The organism is Geobacillus sp. 46C-IIa, assembly GCF_014679505.1.
Taxonomy (GTDB): domain Bacteria; phylum Bacillota; class Bacilli; order Bacillales; family Anoxybacillaceae; genus Geobacillus.
Genome location: NZ_CP061474.1, coordinates 1,994,233 through 2,011,688 on the forward strand (window position 1 = coordinate 1,994,233; position 17,456 = coordinate 2,011,688).

Sequence of the window (17,456 nt, forward strand, 5' to 3'; positions counted from 1 at the left end):
TTGTTCTTCCTTTACTTATTTTTGCAAACCAATAAAAAATCCTCCTTAAAAAGCAGCGCTTTTTAAGGAGGAGGGGGCGGGCGGTCACGGCAGTTTCGTCTCTCCCATCAGAAAGCGGTCTACTTCACGAGCTGCTTCCCGGCCTTCGTGAATCGCCCAAACGATCAAGCTTTGGCCGCGGCGGGCATCGCCGGCCGCAAACACGCCTTCAATGTTTGTCGTATATTTGCCGTACGGAGCCTTCACTTTATTGTTGACTGTTTCTACGCCGAACTGCTTCAACACCGGCTGCTCAGGCCCTTCGAAGCCAATGGCGATGAAAACAAGGTCGCACGGCCACACTTGTTCTGTCCCCGGAATTTCGTTAAAGATGGCTTTGCCGTTTTCATCGATGGTTTTTTCCATTTGAATCGTATGCAGTTCTTTCACCCGGCCATACTCATCGCCAACGATTTTTTTCGTCTGGATGCAATATTGACGCGGATCCGCGCCGAACTTTGCTTTCGCTTCTTCGTATGCATAATCAAGCGTAAAGACGAGCGGGTATTGCGGCCACGGATTGCTGTCTAGGCGCTTGTCCGGAAGAGCCGGGTGTTTGCCAAACTGGACAACGCTTTTACAGCCTTGCCGCAGCGCGGTCGCCACGCAGTCAGCGCCCGTATCGCCGCCGCCGATGACGATGACATGTTTATCTTTGGCATCAATAAACTGTCCATCGGCAAAATTCGAATCGAGCAAACTTTTCGTCACGCCGGTTAAATAATCCATGGCAAAATGGACGCCCTCAAGCTCCCGCCCCTCAATAACCAAGTCGCGCTGCTTTTGCGCTCCGACGCATAAAACAACCGCATCATACTCAGCGCGCAGCTCGTCGGCCGTGATGTCCTTGCCGACTTCCGTGTTCGTAATAAACGTAACGCCTTCTCCCTCAAGCAAACGGACGCGACGTTCGACGATTTCTTTTTCCAATTTCATGTTCGGAATGCCGTACATCAACAAACCGCCGATGCGATCCGCCCGCTCGTACACCGTCACTGAATGGCCGGCTTGGTTGAGCTGGTCGGCGCAGGCGAGCCCAGCCGGACCGGAGCCGACGATGGCCACTTTTTTCCCGGTGCGCGCTTTCGGGATGCGCGGTTTCACCCATCCTTCGGCAAACCCTTTATCAATAATGGCCCGTTCGATCCCTTTAATCGCCACTGCCGGATCGGAAATCGCCACCGTACACGAGCCTTCACATGGCGCCGGGCAGACGCGACCTGTAAATTCCGGGAAGTTGTTCGTTTTCAAAAGCCGATCAAGCGCTTCTTTCCAACGGCCGCGGTACACTAAATCGTTCCATTCCGGAATTAAGTTGTGCACTGGGCATCCTGAAGTGAGGCCGTTCAACTCTAAACCCATATGGCAAAACGGCGTGCCGCAGTCCATACAACGGGCGCCTTGGCGCGCCAGCACTTCTTCGGAAAACGGCTGTGCATATTCTTTCCAATCATCAAGACGGGAAAGCGGATCGCGCTTTTTTTCTTCCTCGCGAGCATATTCCATAAATCCTGTTGTTTTTCCCACGATGGTTCCCCCTCCTTCTTTCCGTACACGTCCTCTCTTCTCTCATGCGGCCTTCCCGCCTGTTTAGCCAGTCAAAAAGTGAGCCCCGCGCGGGCCGCGGGGCCAAGGCGGCGCCATGTTGCAGCCGCCCAAAAGGGTGGCCCTATTTTGCGGCCACTTGCAACACATGGGCGCTGGCGGCAGCCGCTTTTTTCCGTTTCGCTACCGTTTCAAACGCCGACATGGCAGCTTCTTCATACGAAAGCCCGGACTGTTCAAGCATTTGAATCGTTTCAACCATCAGTTTGTAGTTGCGCGGAATCACTTTGACAAACCGCTTTACATAGGCGTCCCACTCGTCAAGCACTAACGCCGCCCGCGGGCTTCCCGTATAGCGGTAATGGTTTTCGATCATCCGGCGCACTTCCAACATCTCTTGCTCGTCTTCGAGCTGTTCAAACGCGACGAGCTCTCGGTTGGCTGCCTGCTGCCAGCTGTCTTCATCAGCGAGGACGTAGGCAATGCCTCCCGACATGCCGGCGGCAAAGTTTTTGCCGACCGAACCGAGGATGACCACACGGCCGCCGGTCATATATTCACAGCCGTGGTCGCCGACGCCTTCGACAACGGCATGGACGCCGCTGTTGCGCACGCAGAACCGCTCGCCGGCGCGGCCGCGAATGTACGCCTCGCCGCTCGTCGCTCCGTAGAAGGCGACGTTGCCGATAATGACGTTATCTGCCGACGCAAATGGCGCCTCAAGCGGCGGACGAACGATCACCTTTCCGCCCGAGAGCCCTTTGCCGACGTAATCGTTCGCGTCACCGACAAGCTCGAGCGTCATTCCTCTCGGCACAAACGCCGCAAAGCTTTGTCCGGCCGATCCGGTGAAGCGGAGGCGGATCGTATCTTCCCGCAGCCCTTCCTCGCCGTAGCGTTTCGAAATTTCGCTGCCGGTCATCGCCCCAACCGTGCGATGGACGTTGCGGATCGCGAGTTCGAGCTCAACTGGCGCCTGCCGCTCAAGCGCTGGCTGCACCGCCGGCAAAATGTCTGTATAGTCAAGCGTCGTTTCCAAACGATGGTTTTGTCCTTTGCCGCAAGTGCGCGGGCCATCGACTTGGTGCAGCAGACGGGACAAGTCGAGATGTTTCGCTTTCCAATGCGCTTTTGCCCGCTCGCTCACTTTTAAGACATCGACACGACCAACCATTTCATTGATCGTACGGAAGCCGAGCTCGGCCATAATTTCGCGCACTTCTTGGGCGACAAAGTACATGAAGTTGACAACATGTTCCGGCTCGCCCGCAAACTTCTTGCGCAATTCCGGATTTTGTGTCGCCACGCCGACTGGACACGTATCCAAATGGCAGACGCGCATCATGACACAGCCTAAAACGACGAGCGGAGCAGTCGCAAATCCGAATTCTTCGGCACCAAACAGCGCAGCCATCACAACGTCACGGCCGGTCATGAGCTTGCCGTCCGTTTCTAGGACAACACGGTCGCGCAAGCCGTTGAGCATCAGCGTTTGGTGCGTTTCCGCCAAACCAAGCTCCCACGGCAGGCCGGCATGTTTAATGCTCGTTTTCGGCGAAGCGCCCGTGCCGCCGTCATAGCCGCTGATGACGATGACATCCGCGTTTCCTTTCGCCACGCCAGCGGCGATCGTGCCGACGCCGGCTTTAGCGACAAGCTTGACGCTAATGCGCGCGTCTTTGTTCGCATTTTTCAAATCATAAATCAACTGAGCCAAATCTTCGATCGAGTAAATGTCATGGTGCGGCGGCGGAGAGATGAGCTCTACCCCTGGCGTCGAGCCGCGCACTTTGCCGACCCACGGATACACTTTGTTGGCCGGAAGCTGCCCGCCTTCGCCTGGCTTCGCTCCTTGGGCCATTTTAATTTGCAATTCATCAGCGTTGACTAAGTAATGACTTTTCACGCCGAAACGTCCGGAAGCAACCTGCTTGATCGCGCTGCGACGCCAGTCGCCGTTCGCGTCTTTCGCATAACGGGCCGGATCTTCGCCGCCTTCGCCGCTGTTGCTTTTCCCGCCGATCCGGTTCATAGCGATCGCCAGCGCCTCGTGGGCTTCTTGGCTAATCGAGCCAAACGACATGGCCCCAGTTTTGAAGCGGCGGACGATCGAGTCGACCGGCTCGACTTCGTCAATCGGCACCGGCTTCCGGTTCGGATCAAAGTCGAACAAGTTGCGCAAGAACGTCAGCTGTTCTTCATTGGCCAGTTTTGAATATTGTTTATAGAGAGCATAATCGTTTTTCCGGCATGCCCATTGCAACAGATGGATCGTCTTCGGGTTGAACGCATGGTGTTCGCCGTTGCGACGCCATTGCAGCTCGCTGCCGGTATCTAGCACATCGTCTTCGTGACGGGCGCCAAATGCTGCTTCATGACGCATTTTCGCTTCTTTCGCAATTTCGTCGAGCCCAATGCCGTTAATTTGCGACGCTGTGCCAGTGAAGTATTCATCGATGACCTCGTCGCCGATGCCGACCGCTTCAAAAATTTGTGCGCCGCGGTAGCTTTGCACAGTCGAAATGCCCATTTTCGACATCACTTTGACAACGCCGTCAACGGCTGCCTTCATATACGTTTTCACCGCTTCGCGATACGACAAGGCGATCGTGCCGCTTTCTGACGCCTGGCGGATCGTCTCGAGCGCCAAATACGGATTAATGGCGTCCGCGCCGTAGCCGATCAGCGCCGCAAAATGGTGCACTTCACGCGCTTCGCCGCTTTCGACAAGCAGGCTGACGTTCGTTCGCGTCCCGTTCCGGACGAGGTGCTGGTGAAGCCCACTTACCGCAAGCAACACTGGAATCGCCACATGCGTTTCGTCAACGCCGCGGTCGGACAGAACGAGGAGCGTCGCGCCGTTTTCGATCGCTTCATCCGCTTGGGCGAACAGCTCGTCAAGGGCCTGCTTCAAATCGTCCGTAAACAGCGTCGGCAACACCGCACACGAAAACTCTGGGTGCGGATTCGCTTTTAATGCCGCCAATTGTTCATTCGTCAACAACGGCGTCTCAAGGCGAATGCGGCGCGCCGCTTTGGCATCCGGATGTAAAATGTTCCCTTCTTTGCCGAGCAGCGTCATCGTTGACGTGACGACATACTCACGAATCGCGTCAATCGGCGGGTTCGTGACTTGGGCAAACAGCTGCTTGAAGTAGGTAAACAAGCTTTGCGGCCGTTCCGACAGCACCGCCAGCGGAGCGTCCATGCCCATCGCGCCCGTCGGGTCTTTCCCTTCCGTCGCCATCGGCAAAATCATTTTTTCTACATCTTCAAATGTGTAGCCGAACGCTTTTTGCAGCTTGACAAGCTGCTTCGGCGCTTCGACCGTTTCCGGAACGTTGAAGTCGCCAAGGGTCACCATTTGCTCGTCAATCCATTGACGGTACGGCTGTTGGCTTGCCATTTCTTCCTTAATCTCTTGGTCAGAAATAATGCGCCCTTGTTCCAAATCAACAAGCAACATTTTCCCCGGGCTTAGCCGCTCTTTGTATAAAATGTTGTTCGGGTCGACATCGATAACGCCAACTTCGGACGAGAAAATAATGTAGTCGTCTTTCGTCACGTAATAGCGAGCCGGACGCAAGCCGTTCCGATCCAAAATAGCGCCGATTTGTTTGCCGTCGGTGAACGAAATCGCCGTCGGGCCGTCCCACGGCTCCATCAAACAGCTATGATACTCGTAAAACGCCTTTTTCGCGTCATCCATTTGTTCATCCCAAAACCATGGTTCCGGAATGAGCATCATCGCCACATGGGCTGGATTACGGCCAGCAAGGACGAAAAATTCAAACGCATTGTCCAAAATCGACGAGTCGCTCCCATTTGTATCCAAAATCGGCGTCACCTTTTCCAAATCGGCGCCAAACGCTTCAGAAACGAACTGCTTTTCACGCGCCGTCATCCAGTTGACGTTGCCGCGCAGCGTGTTGATCTCGCCGTTGTGGATCAAATAGCGGTTCGGATGAGCCCGCTCCCAGCTTGGGAACGTGTTCGTGCTGAAACGCGAGTGCACGAGGGCGAACGCGGAGCGGAACCGTTCATCCTGCAAATCTAAATAAAACGCATCAATTTGTTCCGGCGTCAAAAGCCCCTTATACACGATCGTCCGGCTCGAGAAGCTTGCCACGTAGCACTCGTTGTTTTCTACACACTTTTCAAACTGTTTGCGAATGACATACAATTTCCGTTCAAACGCCAATTCATCGGCGACATCAGCGCTGGCGGCGACGAACACTTGGCGAACGAACGGTTTGCTTTGCCGCGCCAATTTGCCAAGCTTGTTATCGTCAACCGGCACCGTCCGCCAACCGAGCAGCTGCTGTCCTTCCTGGGCGATGATTTCATTTAATTTTGCTTCATAATGCGCCCGCTTCTCTTCATTTTCCGGCAAAAAGAACATCCCGACCCCGTAGCGACCTTTTTCCGGCAAGTTCATTTCGCCGCACACCGCTTGAAAATACTCGTGTGGAATTTGCATCATAATGCCCGCGCCATCGCCCGTTTCCGGATCGCTGCCTTGGCCGCCCCGATGTTCAAGCTGGCGAAGCATATGGAGCGCTTTTTCAATAATGTCATGTGACGGTTTTCCTTTTAAATGAGCATAAAACCCGATCCCGCATGCATCATGTTCAAATTCCGGGCGATACAGCCCTTGTGCTTTCGGTAATCCGTAGTGTTTCATGCTGCCTTCCCCTCCCGTTCCGAATTGTCTGTAATATTTATTGTAGTTTTCAAAATTAATATAAACAATATATAATTTAGATGAAATCAATCTCATTTTTCGATAAAAGGAAAAGGGGTGGGAAAATGGAATTACGGCAGCTGCAATACTTCGTCGAAGTCGCCAAGCGCGAGCACGTATCCGAAGCGGCCGATGCGCTTCACGTCGCCCAGTCGGCGATCAGCCGGCAAATCGCCAACCTAGAGGCCGAGCTCGGCGTCCAGCTCTTTGAGCGCGAAGGGCGGAACGTCAAACTCACCCCGATCGGACGCCACTTTTTGCCGCACGCGGAGGCGGTGTTAAAAGCGGTCGATGATGCGAAACAACAAATTGAGGAGTATTTGGACCCGGAACGCGGGACGATTAAAATCGGCTTCCCGACAAGCCTCGCCAGCCATATGATGCCGATGGTCATTTCCGCTTTCAAAGCCGAACACCCGAACGTCTCGTTCCATCTTCGCCAAGGATCGTACCATTATTTGATTGAAGCAGTGAAAAAGAGGGAAATTGATTTGGCGTTTCTTGGGCCGATTCCGGCGCGCGAAATCGGCATTAAGGGGGAAATTTTATTTTCCGAGCCGTTTGCCGCCCTCTTGCCAAACAGCCACCCGCTCGCCCGCCGCGATCGGATCGTGTTAAACGAACTCCGCCATGATTCGTTTGTGACATTTCCTAAAGGTTATATTTTGCATCAAATTTTAATTGACGCCTGTCATCAAGCCGGATTTTCGCCCAACATCTCATCCGAAGGCGAGGATCTTGACGCCATTAAGGGACTTGTCTCCGCCGGCATCGGCGTCACTCTGCTGCCGGAAAGCGCCTTATCGGAGAGCTTGCTTCGTTACGCCGCCAAGGTGCCGATTGAAATGCCGCAAGTGAGGCGCAACGTCGGCATCATCATTTCCGATCATCATGAGCTTGCCCCATCGGTAAAAGTATTCTATCGGTTTGTGAAAGACTTTTTCTCCGAGCTGGAGCGGTATCAATTGCGGGGATGAACGCTCCCCCGCCTACGCTCACGTGGAGAAATGGGTTCAAGATCACAGAAAAGGCGCAGGTGCTTCCCCCTGCGCTTTTTCTTTATTCTTCTGCACACTCGCCTTTTCTCGTCCTCCTCACTCTTGTTTCATTAGGAAACGCTAATGTCAAGGACAATTCCAAAAGGGGTGTGAAGAGCATCGGGCTTTTGGCGCCGCTTCAACCAGACCGCGTCCCACCCAAACGTCATCCCAACCGCACCACCGTCCGGCCGCGCAGTTCGCCGCGCAAAATACGCGCAAGCGCCACCGGCAGTTCGCGGAGCGAAATTTCATGGGCAATCCGCTCCAAATCCGGCTTCAAATCGCCAGCGAGCCGCTCCCAAATGCGAAGGCGCAAGTCCATCGGGCAATAGACGGAATCGATGCCAAGCAAGCTCACGCCGCGCAAAATGAATGGGTAGACCGTCGTCGGCACGTCCACCCCTCCCGTCAGTCCACTTACCGCCACGGCCCCGCCGTAACGGATGCGGCTTAGCACGGTCGCCAGCGTCCGGCCGCCGACCGGATCGACCGCCGCCGCCCAACGCTGCTGATCCAGCGGGCGAATGCGCTCGGCGGTGACGTCTTCGCGCGTCAATATTTCAGCCGCTCCTAAAGCGCGCAAATAATCGTGCTCGACCGCTTTGCCTGTGCTCGCTTCCACTGTATAGCCGCGCTTCGCGAGCATCGATACGGCCAAGCTGCCGACGCCGCCCGTCGCCCCCGTAACGAGCACCCGCCCGTGCTCTGGGGTCAGCCCGTGCTCCTCAAGCCGATGGATGGACAAAGCCGCTGTGAATCCCGCCGTGCCGATCGCCATCGCTTCCTTTACCGTTAAACCTTTTGGCAGCGGCACGAGCCAGTCGCCGGGCAACCGCACATACTCACTATAGCCGCCAAAGTGGGTGACGCCAATTTCATAGCCGGTCGCAATCACCTCATCCCCCTCGCGGAATCGCGGGTGTTGCGATGAGACGACGACGCCGGCCAAGTCAATCCCCGGAACGAACGGATACGTTTTCACAATTTTGCCATCCGGGATCGACGCCAGCCCGTCTTTGTAGTTGACGCTTGAATAATGGACGCGGACGACGACATCGCCTTCTGGCAAATCGTCCATGGAGATCGTTTTAACCTCGGCTGTAAACTCCGTTTCTGTTTTGTTGACAACAAACGCTTGAAATGCGGACATCCTTTCTCTCCCTTTCCCATACATTTTTCACTCATGTCATTCGACAAACAAACGCCGGATTCCTTTTCTGAACCGAGAAGACCCTCACTTCCGCTTGTGAGCGTAGTCGGGTGATGAATAAACGTCTCATGAAAGTCCTCCCTACACTTCCTTGATTTCTTTTGTTAAACTTTGACACTCCACACGCCTAAAGGGCGTGGGATTCTTGGGTCGTTAACGCCCTCCTCCATTTCTGGTTCGGACAACGCCCAAGTTCAGGGGTGTGTCATCACCCCGTCCCATCGGGTTAGGATGTACCCCAATGGGCGGCGCACCTGTGACCAGTGCGCTAGAAGGCCGGTGATGAAAGGAGCAGGTCGCTTCACTGCTTTGTTTCTCAAATGGAGAAACCTTGTGTTATCGACTTCTCGCTTCGTGTCATCCGACGTGAGCGAGGGGCGATTGCTGTTTTTCACCAGCCTTCTAGGTTAGGCAGCGAAGCCCGAAATCGCTTTGGCGATGTTGATCGCGCCATTCAAGTCGGCATGGATGGTGTATCCGCACTTTTGGCATCGGAAGCGGATGCCGTTTCGGTTCGCTTTCTCTCGATGCCCGCATCGGCATGTTTGGCTTGTATAGGTCGGCTTCACCCACTCCACCCGAATGCCCGCCATTTCCGCTTTATAGGCAATCATCGTTTGCAGTTGATGAAACGACCAAGAGTGAAGGCTTCGTCCTGCTTCTTTGGCCGATATTGCCCGTTTCCGAATCCCTGTCAACTCTTCCATCCGAATCACGCCAACACCGTTGGCGAGGGCAAAACGGACGAGTTGACGGCTGATTTTATGATTCATATCCTTCATCCAGTGGGACTCTTTACGGCCGATTTTGCGAATCATATGGAACTTCTTGGCTTTGCCCAACGTTCACCGCAAAGCCGCATATCGTCGGCGCACAAAAGCGCATTGGCTGCCCTTGAAAAACAACGATTTCGTTCCTACGCTGGCCACGGCGATATAGCGAAGCCCAAGGTCAACCCCCATCACCTTTGTTTCGTGTCGTGGCTTGACTTCAAAGGTGATGGTGATCGCCAAGCACCATTTCTTTCGCTTTTTGTAGAGCTTGGCGGCCCCTTGTTTGGCGGTTCCATTGATCAGCCGATTCAGCCATGCTTCTTGATAGGGGCGCGTGACCACCGGCACGCCAATTCGTTTCTCCAGTGTGGGGAAGGAAACCGTGTAGAAGGCTCCTTTCTTTTCCACCTTCACGTTTTGATTGTTAAAGCAACACCATAATGTTCGGAACTTCTTTGTTTTCTGGTTTTTCTTTTGGGACTTCACTTCTCGAATCGTCTAATTCACGACGGCAGAAGGAAACCGCTGCGACGAGAACTCTTTAAAAATTTTGCTCGTCGCTTGATTCAGCTTAGGATGATCCAACAGCCAATTCGCAAACGCTGTATTCACTTCTGTCATCCGTTCGTACATGTCTTGTTTGACGTTCGTTGGGTTGTGCAGCTCCAGCTTTAGTGTGATGGTAGGCATGGATTCACCTCCTTCTAGCGATGACAGGATGCCATTTTTTTCATAATCATTCAATATTGGGTTCATCACCAAAAGATGTACTCGACTTTTAAAGGCAAACATGATCACAATGTTATCCAAAGAGATGTATGGAATAAAAAGGGAGAAATGCTGTTTTATTTGATTATCATCATCATCTTTCTTTGTCAAGTACACTTTGTGGTGGAGATCCCAATATTGGAAAAACAGCTCGCTTTCATCCCACCCCTAAAAGGCCGGTGAAAAACCGCTGTCACGTGCAAATCAGCGGCATTCTGCCAAAAAAGAAAGCTGATTCCGCAAGGTTTCTCGAATTGAAAAACGACTGGGATCCGAAGTATTTTGCACTAAATCACCGGCCTCCTAAAGGAGTGGGCTTTCTCGCTCGCGGGTCTGTAAACAAACACATCCTTAAGATGAAAGAGGGTGAAACAATGGACAATATCCCTGACTCGAACAAAATTTACACTTACGCTGACTGGAAAACATGGGAAGGCCGCTGGGAACTTATAAATGGAAAAGCCTATAATATGACACCTGCTCCATCTACAGAACACCAATTTGCAGTCGGAGAATTATATTTTGCTTTGCGCCATTTTTTCCAAAACAAACATGGCGACAGCCACCGGCTTCTATGTTTTGGCGAATGGCCGCCCAAAAGCAAACAAAACACCAGCCTGTCGACCCAAGCTGGCGTTTGTCCTCTTCTTATTGAATGGCCGCTAACGCCTCGGTCAGGACGCGCACCACAAACGAAAGTTCATCATCCGTGATGCAAAGCGGCGGCGACAAGGTGAGCACGTTGTTGTACCCGGCGACCGTCGTTCCGTTTTTGCCAATGATAAGGTTGTTTTCTTTGCATCGATTAATCACTTGGTTGACAAGCGACACATCAAGCGGCTCTTTCGTCGCTCGGTCGACGACCAACTCAATGCCGACAAGCAGCCCTCTTCCGCGCACATCCCCGACGTACGGATGATCGGCCAGTTTCGTTTTCAGTGCCGAAAGCAGCCATTCGCCGGCTTCACGGGAACGGTCAAACAAGCGCTCCGTCTCCATGATTTCGATATTTTTCAGCGCCACCGCACAAGCAGCCGGGTGGCCGCCAAATGTATTGACATGGCGGAAGTAATCGTATTCGTCTGTTCCTTTAAACGCTTCATAAATCTCTTTCCGCACCGCCGTGGCCGCCAGCGGCAAGTAGGCGCTCGTAATGCCTTTGGCCATTGTAATGATGTCCGGCTTGACGCCGTAGTGTTGAAATCCGAACGCTTTTCCCGTCCGGCCGAAGCCGCAGATGACTTCATCAACAATGAGCAGTGCGCCGTGCTTTTCACATACTTCCTTGACCGCCCTCATGTATCCATCCGGCGGCACGAGCACCCCGCCGCCAGTGATGATCGGCTCCATAATCATAGCGGCAATCGTCTCGCTCAGTTCCCACGTCATCACATCATCAACCGCTTTCACGGCCCGCAGCTGGCGCGGATCGTCTGTCTCGTCAGCATCGCGGTAGCGATCGGGCGGCGGCACATGGATGAAGCCCGGAGCGAGCGGCTCATATTTATACTTCCGCTGTGCCTGTCCGGTTGCCGCAAGCGCTCCCATCGAATTCCCATGGTACGCCCGGTAGCGGGAGACGATTTTGTATCGGTGGAGTTCTCCGCGTTGCTGATGGTATTGGCGGGCAATTTTAAACGCCGTTTCGTTCGCCTCCGACCCGCTGTTGGAAAAGAAGATGACATACTCATCGCCCAACAGCTCATTGAGCTTTTCCCCAAGCTGAATCGCCGGCAAGTGGCTTTGCGTGAGCGGGAAATATGCCAGCGTTTTCAGCTGCTCATACGCCGCTTCGGCCAACTCCTCGCGCCCGTACCCGACGTTGACGCACCAGAGCCCGGCCATCGCGTCCAAATAGTTGTTTCCAGCGACATCCGTCACCCAGCAGCCTTTTGCCTCGGCCACAACAACCGTCGCATTCGGATTGTATGGCTTCATCGAATGCCAAATGTATCGGTCGTCTTTGTCGAGCCATAATTGATAACTTTGCCCCACTTGCACGATTCTCTTCCCCCTCCCGTTTAATCAGTGCTAGAAATCGAAGCGGGACGTGATCATCTTCTTGCGAGTATAAAAGTTGATCCCATCTTTCCCATTTACATGAAGATCTCCGTAGAACGAATCTTTCCAGCCGGAGAACGGGAAAAATGCCATTGTTGCCGGCACTCCTACATTGATGCCAAGCATTCCAGCATCGGCCTCTTCACGGAATTTGCGAACGGCTTTTGCATCTTTTGTATAAATTGTCGCCCCGTTCCCATATCGAGACTTTCGAATGTAGCTCAGTGCTTCATCTAAATCATTGGCCCGCATCAGACTTAATACTGGTGCAAAGATTTCTTCCTTCGCAATCGTCATATCTGGAGTCACATGGTCAAAAATCGTCGGCCCTAAAAAGTTGCCTTCTGGCCGGTCATCGATTTCTTTCCGACCATCCCGAAGCAACATCGCTCCTTCTTTAATCCCCTTTTCAATGTAACCCAATACCTTTTCGCGATGGGATCGACGAATGACTGGAGTTAATAACACTTCCGGATCCATGCCATTGCCGATGTTCAGTTCATCCGCTTTTTGTTTTAACCGCTGTACAAATTGCTCATTTTCTCCTACAATAACAACTACACTACAAGCCATGCAACGTTGTCCCGCGCTGCCAAATGCCGAACTAATAACATGTTGGACCGCTGTTTCCACATCAGCATCTGGCATGACAATATGGTGATTTTTCGCACCTGATAACGCCTGCACTCGCTTTCCTTGCGCAGCTGCCCGTTCATATACATACTTTGCGACTGGTTGTGATCCAACAAATGAAATCGCACGAATATCGTCATGATCAATCAAAGCATTCACCACATCGTGCGCACCATGGACAACATTAAGCACGCCCGGAGGTGCTCCCGCCTCAGTAAATAGCTCGGCTAACTTGTTGGCCAAAATAGGCGTCCGTTCAGATGGTTTCAATACAAACGTATTGCCGCACACAATTGCCAAAGGGAACATCCAAAGTGGCACCATCATCGGGAAATTGAACGGAGTAATTCCTGCCACAACCCCTAACGGATAACGGAACATCTCCGAGTCAATCTCTTCGGCAATATTAGCAAGCGATTCCCCCATGAGCAAAGTCGGAGCACCCGCCGCAAACTCGACACATTCAATCCCGCGTTGAATTTCTCCATACGCCTCTTTATACGCTTTGCCATTTTCTTGGACAACAAGCTCTGCTAGTTCTTTATGGTATTTGTTTAGCAAATGATGGAATTCGAACATCAATCGTGCCCGTTTTGGAATAGGGACATCTTTCCATGTTTGAAATGCTTTATTCGCCGCTTGCACCGCCTTGTCGACATCCTCTTTTGTTGAGATTGGAACACGCGCTAATACTTCTCCAGTCGCCGGGTTCGGAACCTCCAGCATTTCCGAGCCGCCCGATTCCACCCACCGGCCCCCAATATAGTTTTTAAGAGTGACCGTCTCGTGCTTGATGGTGGACATAAAGCTCTCCTCCTTTGAAAGTCATCAATAATTTGTTAAAATTATCACTCAATTTTCCATCATCTTCATTAGACAAAGCGTCAAAATGATGAACTTACTTATTCCACAATCTGACTAAGCTTTCCTTAAAAGCTGGACATGTTTCTCCTAATCACTATACCAGCCAGGAGCAATTCTCATACCCCTGGCAATCGATCACGCTCTATAGAACTGCTCCACATATTTTGAGAATTTAAATATTCGTATGCTTTGATCATAAACTCAATAGCGAGCCTCTTTTCCGGATTCATAAAATCTTCTCCTAAAAGCGACTCTAGTTTTTGAATTCGATGATATAGCGTTTGCCTAACGACAAATAGCCGTTGTGCAGTTTCTTTTTTTGAACCGTTACACGCCAAATATACCTTTAATGTTTCTAATAAATTTGCATTGTATTTTTCATCGTATTGAAGAACAGGCTCTAGATATTCCATGACAACTTCATATAGATCATTGTATTTATGAATAAGAGAGATAATGCGATAGATATGCAAATCCTCATAAAAACAGCTATTGGATCTATCGCCAAGATGGTATTGAATTTTGATCGTCTCTAAAGCCGTTCGATAACTTTTATCCATATGGGAAACATTTTCGATAAATTTCCCAACCCCGACAATAAATTGAGGCCACTTTTTCTTTTGAATGTAGTCTGATCCCAATAAAGTATTCAGCCCTATTTTCATTCGACTCTTCCATGTTTTCATTTCCCTGTTATTGGTCATGATAAATACAATGCTACTGTGAAAATCAACAGGGAATGTAGAAAAACCTTGTTGTTCAAAAATCGTCCGACATAGCACTTTAAAATACATCATGTCTAAGTTCGAGCATTGCTTTATTGAAGATTTAAAATGGATAACAAGCACCATTCCCCCTTTTGGATTTGGCTCTGCCCCGTACTCAGCCAAATAACTAAACACACTTTCAATAGGATGCTCGCCCTCTAACCAACTTTTTAACCACTCATTTTCTTTTACTCGCTTCTTTTCATCGATATACAGATCGCGAAGCAAATGTTGGGCCAGCGCGGTTGCCGTACGATCCAAAATCAGCAGATCAAATTCGCTGATTTCTTTTCCGGTTGACATAATGGACAGCTCGGCATATTCATTTCCGAGAAATCGGATTGGTTGGGTAGCGGTTCTTTTCTCCGAAGCTGTGTAGTTGTCAATTGCCAACTGTTCTCCCTTAACTGTTTTGTTGTATTTAGGAAATACTTCGACCTCCCTGCCGTTTATTTTAAAAATCACTTGATGTCCTGAATAGTGATGCAATAGCTTTAAAAGTTCACTATAAGGGTCCATTGAGAGTAATTTTTTGTTTAATTGTTGTGAATACGATTCTAATCCGGAGATGATTTCATAGTGTTGGTTAATTAAATGAGTGTGGATGTCTTGGGTGATCTCAACGAAAGGTACTTCTCTGAGAAAGAGAATGATCGGAAAGTAATGCGCATTTGCTAAATCGATTACTTCCTGTGGAACAGAAGGAGTATGCATGCCGATTTCAATACATAGCCCCGAAGCGTCACAGTCGATAAGCTGTTTTACAAACGACTGAAACAACTCCTTATTTTCCTTCCATCCTACGCCAGTAGACAAAATCAGCTCTTTTCCATTCAACAGATGATGAATGTTTACCACCTCGACAACGTGAACCCATTTTACGGGGCGGTTGAGCCCATTGTGCCCTGCAACCACTTTGGCGTGCTCAAAATGTTTCCGCTTTAGAATATCAGAAACCGTCAATGTAGGAGTTTTCATACACTTTGTTTCACTCCCTTTACATAATTATGGCAATACCCCTTTACTATAATTAGGCAACATAATCGGCCACTCCTGCTTTGATCATAAATTTTTATGTAACAGTTTGGCTATATTATATAAAAATCAACATCATCCATCCTGTTTTATGTTATCAAATGTGACATTCATTTGAACGGTTTGTCCCTTTGTTTCATGAAAATCAAAGCGCCGGTCTTGCCTCTATAATGAAGAATGCATAGAGGAACTCGTCCCGGCGCTGATAGAGACGCAAATCGCTGTTCTCGCTCTATTTACCTTGTTTCTGCAGTTGGCGGATTAATAATGACGAAAAATATTTGCGTGCATCGGCGTTCGTAATATGAAGTGTCTGGATATCTATTGTTCCTGACAAAGGGTCTGCTTTCGCAAATTCAACAAATGATCCACTTAAATTTTCTTTTAGGCTTTTCATACAGTATCCTTGTTCGATTAAATAATCGATCTTTTCCCGCTCACTCAGAAACTGATGATAAGTCATCACACCCCTCCCTTCTCGCTTTTCATGGCACCCTACATTCCCATCGTTAGGCATAGCTTGTTCATGCTGAAGGATTTATGCGTTCCTTGTCTTAACGTTATGACATTTTCACTACATCTTGGTCGGCCATGAGCGCGCCGTATTTCGCTCGTTTTACATATTGGCCATACCCCGGTTTTCCGACAAATTGTTTATCACGCACGACAAACTCTCCTCTACATAAAACCGACACAGGTTCTCCTGTTACCTTCATCCCTTCAAATGGATTATAGTCCACAGCCATATGATGTGTTGCGGCTGAAATCACTCGTTCCACCGTCGGATCAAAAATCACTAAATCCGCATCGGCACCCACGGCAATCGTTCCTTTTTTAGGGAATAGGCCAAACAATTTAGCAATTCTTGTTGAAGTTATATCAACAAACTGGTTGAGAGTGATTCTCCCTTTTTTCACTCCTTCACTAAATAGGATGCTTACCCGATCTTCAATAATCGGGCCACCGTTCGGAATTTTCGTAAAATCCCCTCTTCCAAGTTCTTTTTGCCCTTTGAAATCAAATGAACATTGATCGGACCCTAGCGTTTGCAGCTGGCCATTTTTCAAAGCATTCCATAACACTTCTTGGTGCCATTTCTCACGAAGCGGCGGTGACCATACATATTTCGCACCTTCAAAATCCGGTTTTTCTAGATAGGACTGATCGAGCACCAGATACTGCGGACATGTTTCTCCCCATACATTCAATCCTTTATTGCGTGCTTTAGCAATTTTTTCCACCGCTTGAGCGCATGATACATGAACGACGTACAATTGCGAATCAGCGAGTTCTGTCAATTGACAGGCGCGTCCTGTCGCTTCCCCTTCTAGCTCTGGCGGTCTCGTTAATGCATGATAAATCGGATCCGTATGCCCGTCTTCCAAGGCTTTTTTCGTTAAATAATCAATCACGTCTCCGTTCTCGGCGTGCACCATGACAAGCGCCCCAAGTTCTTTTGCCGCGACTAGCGTCCGATACAAAGTTCCATCATCAGCTTGAAACACGTTTTTATACGCCATGAATACTTTAAAGGAGGTGATGCCTTCTTCTTCAATCACTTTTGGGAGTTCTTTCAGCACATCGTCTGTTATTTCGCTGATCATCAAATGGAACCCGTAGTCGATCACCGCTTTTCCCGACGCCTTGTTATGCCAAGTTTCAATCGCTTTTTTTAGGGGCTCCCCTTTATTCGTTAGGCAAAAATCAATAATGGTTGTCGTCCCGCCAAATGCAGCGGCGATCGTCCCTGATTCAAAGTCGTCCTTTGTTACCGTACCGCCAAAAGGCATATCTAAATGAGTATGCGGATCGATCCCTCCTGGAAATACATAGCAACCTTTAGCATCAATCACTTCCGCACCGTTCTCATCTAGATTTCTCCCGATCATGGCAATTTTTCCATCTTTAATGAGCAAGTCAGCTTCATATACATCTGTGGCGGTAACAATTGTTCCGTTTTTTATTAATTTGGCCATT

Annotated in this window: 9 protein-coding genes and 2 pseudogenes; 2 read left to right on the forward strand and 9 right to left on the reverse strand. The window is 50.2% G+C overall.

Annotated features, from left to right (window positions below; genetic code table 11):
* Positions 1 to 84: 84 nt before the first annotated feature.
* Positions 85 to 1,566: a glutamate synthase subunit beta gene (locus IC803_RS09960; RefSeq protein WP_081211365.1), complete on the reverse strand. Its 1,482-nt coding sequence runs from the start codon at positions 1,564 to 1,566 to the stop codon at positions 85 to 87.
* 142 nt (positions 1,567 to 1,708) lie between these two features.
* A complete protein-coding gene (gltB, locus tag IC803_RS09965) occupies positions 1,709 to 6,268 on the reverse strand; it encodes a glutamate synthase large subunit (protein WP_081211367.1) in 4,560 nt (1,519 codons plus the stop codon).
* A gap of 125 nt (positions 6,269 to 6,393) precedes the next feature.
* On the opposite strand from gltB, the gene IC803_RS09970 reads away from it, so the two are divergent.
* On the forward strand, positions 6,394 to 7,305 hold the full coding sequence (locus IC803_RS09970) for a glutamate biosynthesis transcriptional regulator GltC (RefSeq protein ID WP_081211370.1): 912 nt from the start codon (positions 6,394 to 6,396) through the stop codon (positions 7,303 to 7,305).
* Positions 7,306 to 7,531: 226 nt separating this feature from the next.
* On the opposite strand, the gene IC803_RS09975 is transcribed toward IC803_RS09970, so the two are convergent.
* Together IC803_RS09975 and IC803_RS09980 are read right to left on the reverse strand one after the other, a co-directional pair.
* Positions 7,532 to 8,518: an NADPH:quinone oxidoreductase family protein gene (locus IC803_RS09975; RefSeq protein WP_081211372.1), complete on the reverse strand. Its 987-nt coding sequence runs from the start codon at positions 8,516 to 8,518 to the stop codon at positions 7,532 to 7,534.
* A gap of 467 nt (positions 8,519 to 8,985) precedes the next feature.
* Positions 8,986 to 10,041: pseudogene (locus IC803_RS09980) on the reverse strand (RNA-guided endonuclease TnpB family protein).
* Between the two features lie 452 nt (positions 10,042 to 10,493).
* Here IC803_RS09980 and IC803_RS09985 point away from each other — a divergent pair.
* Positions 10,494 to 10,673: pseudogene (locus IC803_RS09985) on the forward strand (Uma2 family endonuclease); the annotation flags it as partial.
* 94 nt (positions 10,674 to 10,767) lie between these two features.
* Here the strand turns inward: IC803_RS09985 and IC803_RS09990 are convergent.
* The 5 genes from IC803_RS09990 to hydA form a co-directional block, all read right to left on the reverse strand.
* Positions 10,768 to 12,120 (reverse strand): aspartate aminotransferase family protein, encoded by a 1,353-nt coding sequence (locus IC803_RS09990; protein ID WP_190304192.1) that lies wholly within the window; start codon positions 12,118 to 12,120, stop codon positions 10,768 to 10,770.
* Between the two features lie 30 nt (positions 12,121 to 12,150).
* Positions 12,151 to 13,617: a CoA-acylating methylmalonate-semialdehyde dehydrogenase gene (locus IC803_RS09995; RefSeq protein WP_081211111.1), complete on the reverse strand. Its 1,467-nt coding sequence runs from the start codon at positions 13,615 to 13,617 to the stop codon at positions 12,151 to 12,153.
* A gap of 176 nt (positions 13,618 to 13,793) precedes the next feature.
* Positions 13,794 to 15,422 (reverse strand): PucR family transcriptional regulator, encoded by a 1,629-nt coding sequence (locus IC803_RS10000; protein WP_081211113.1) that lies wholly within the window; start codon positions 15,420 to 15,422, stop codon positions 13,794 to 13,796.
* Between the two features lie 289 nt (positions 15,423 to 15,711).
* Positions 15,712 to 15,942, reverse strand: a complete 231-nt coding sequence (locus IC803_RS10005) for a hypothetical protein (protein WP_081211115.1) — start codon at positions 15,940 to 15,942, stop codon at positions 15,712 to 15,714.
* Between the two features lie 97 nt (positions 15,943 to 16,039).
* Positions 16,040 to 17,455, reverse strand: a complete 1,416-nt coding sequence (hydA, locus tag IC803_RS10010) for a dihydropyrimidinase (RefSeq protein WP_081211117.1) — start codon at positions 17,453 to 17,455, stop codon at positions 16,040 to 16,042.
* Position 17,456: the final 1 nt, after the last annotated feature.

Excerpts from the sequence above, each read along its gene's own strand:
- gltB (WP_081211367.1), bottom strand. The coding sequence starts at position 6,268 with ATGAAACACTACGGATTACCGAAAGCACAAGGGCTGTATCGCCCGGAA.
- IC803_RS09970 (WP_081211370.1), top strand. The coding sequence starts at position 6,394 with ATGGAATTACGGCAGCTGCAATACTTCGTCGAAGTCGCCAAGCGCGAG.
- IC803_RS09975 (WP_081211372.1), bottom strand. The coding sequence starts at position 8,518 with ATGTCCGCATTTCAAGCGTTTGTTGTCAACAAAACAGAAACGGAGTTT.
- IC803_RS09995 (WP_081211111.1), bottom strand. The coding sequence starts at position 13,617 with ATGTCCACCATCAAGCACGAGACGGTCACTCTTAAAAACTATATTGGG.
- IC803_RS10000 (WP_081211113.1), bottom strand. The coding sequence starts at position 15,422 with ATGAAAACTCCTACATTGACGGTTTCTGATATTCTAAAGCGGAAACAT.
- IC803_RS10005 (WP_081211115.1), bottom strand. The coding sequence starts at position 15,942 with ATGACTTATCATCAGTTTCTGAGTGAGCGGGAAAAGATCGATTATTTA.
- hydA (WP_081211117.1), bottom strand. The coding sequence starts at position 17,455 with ATGGCCAAATTAATAAAAAACGGAACAATTGTTACCGCCACAGATGTA.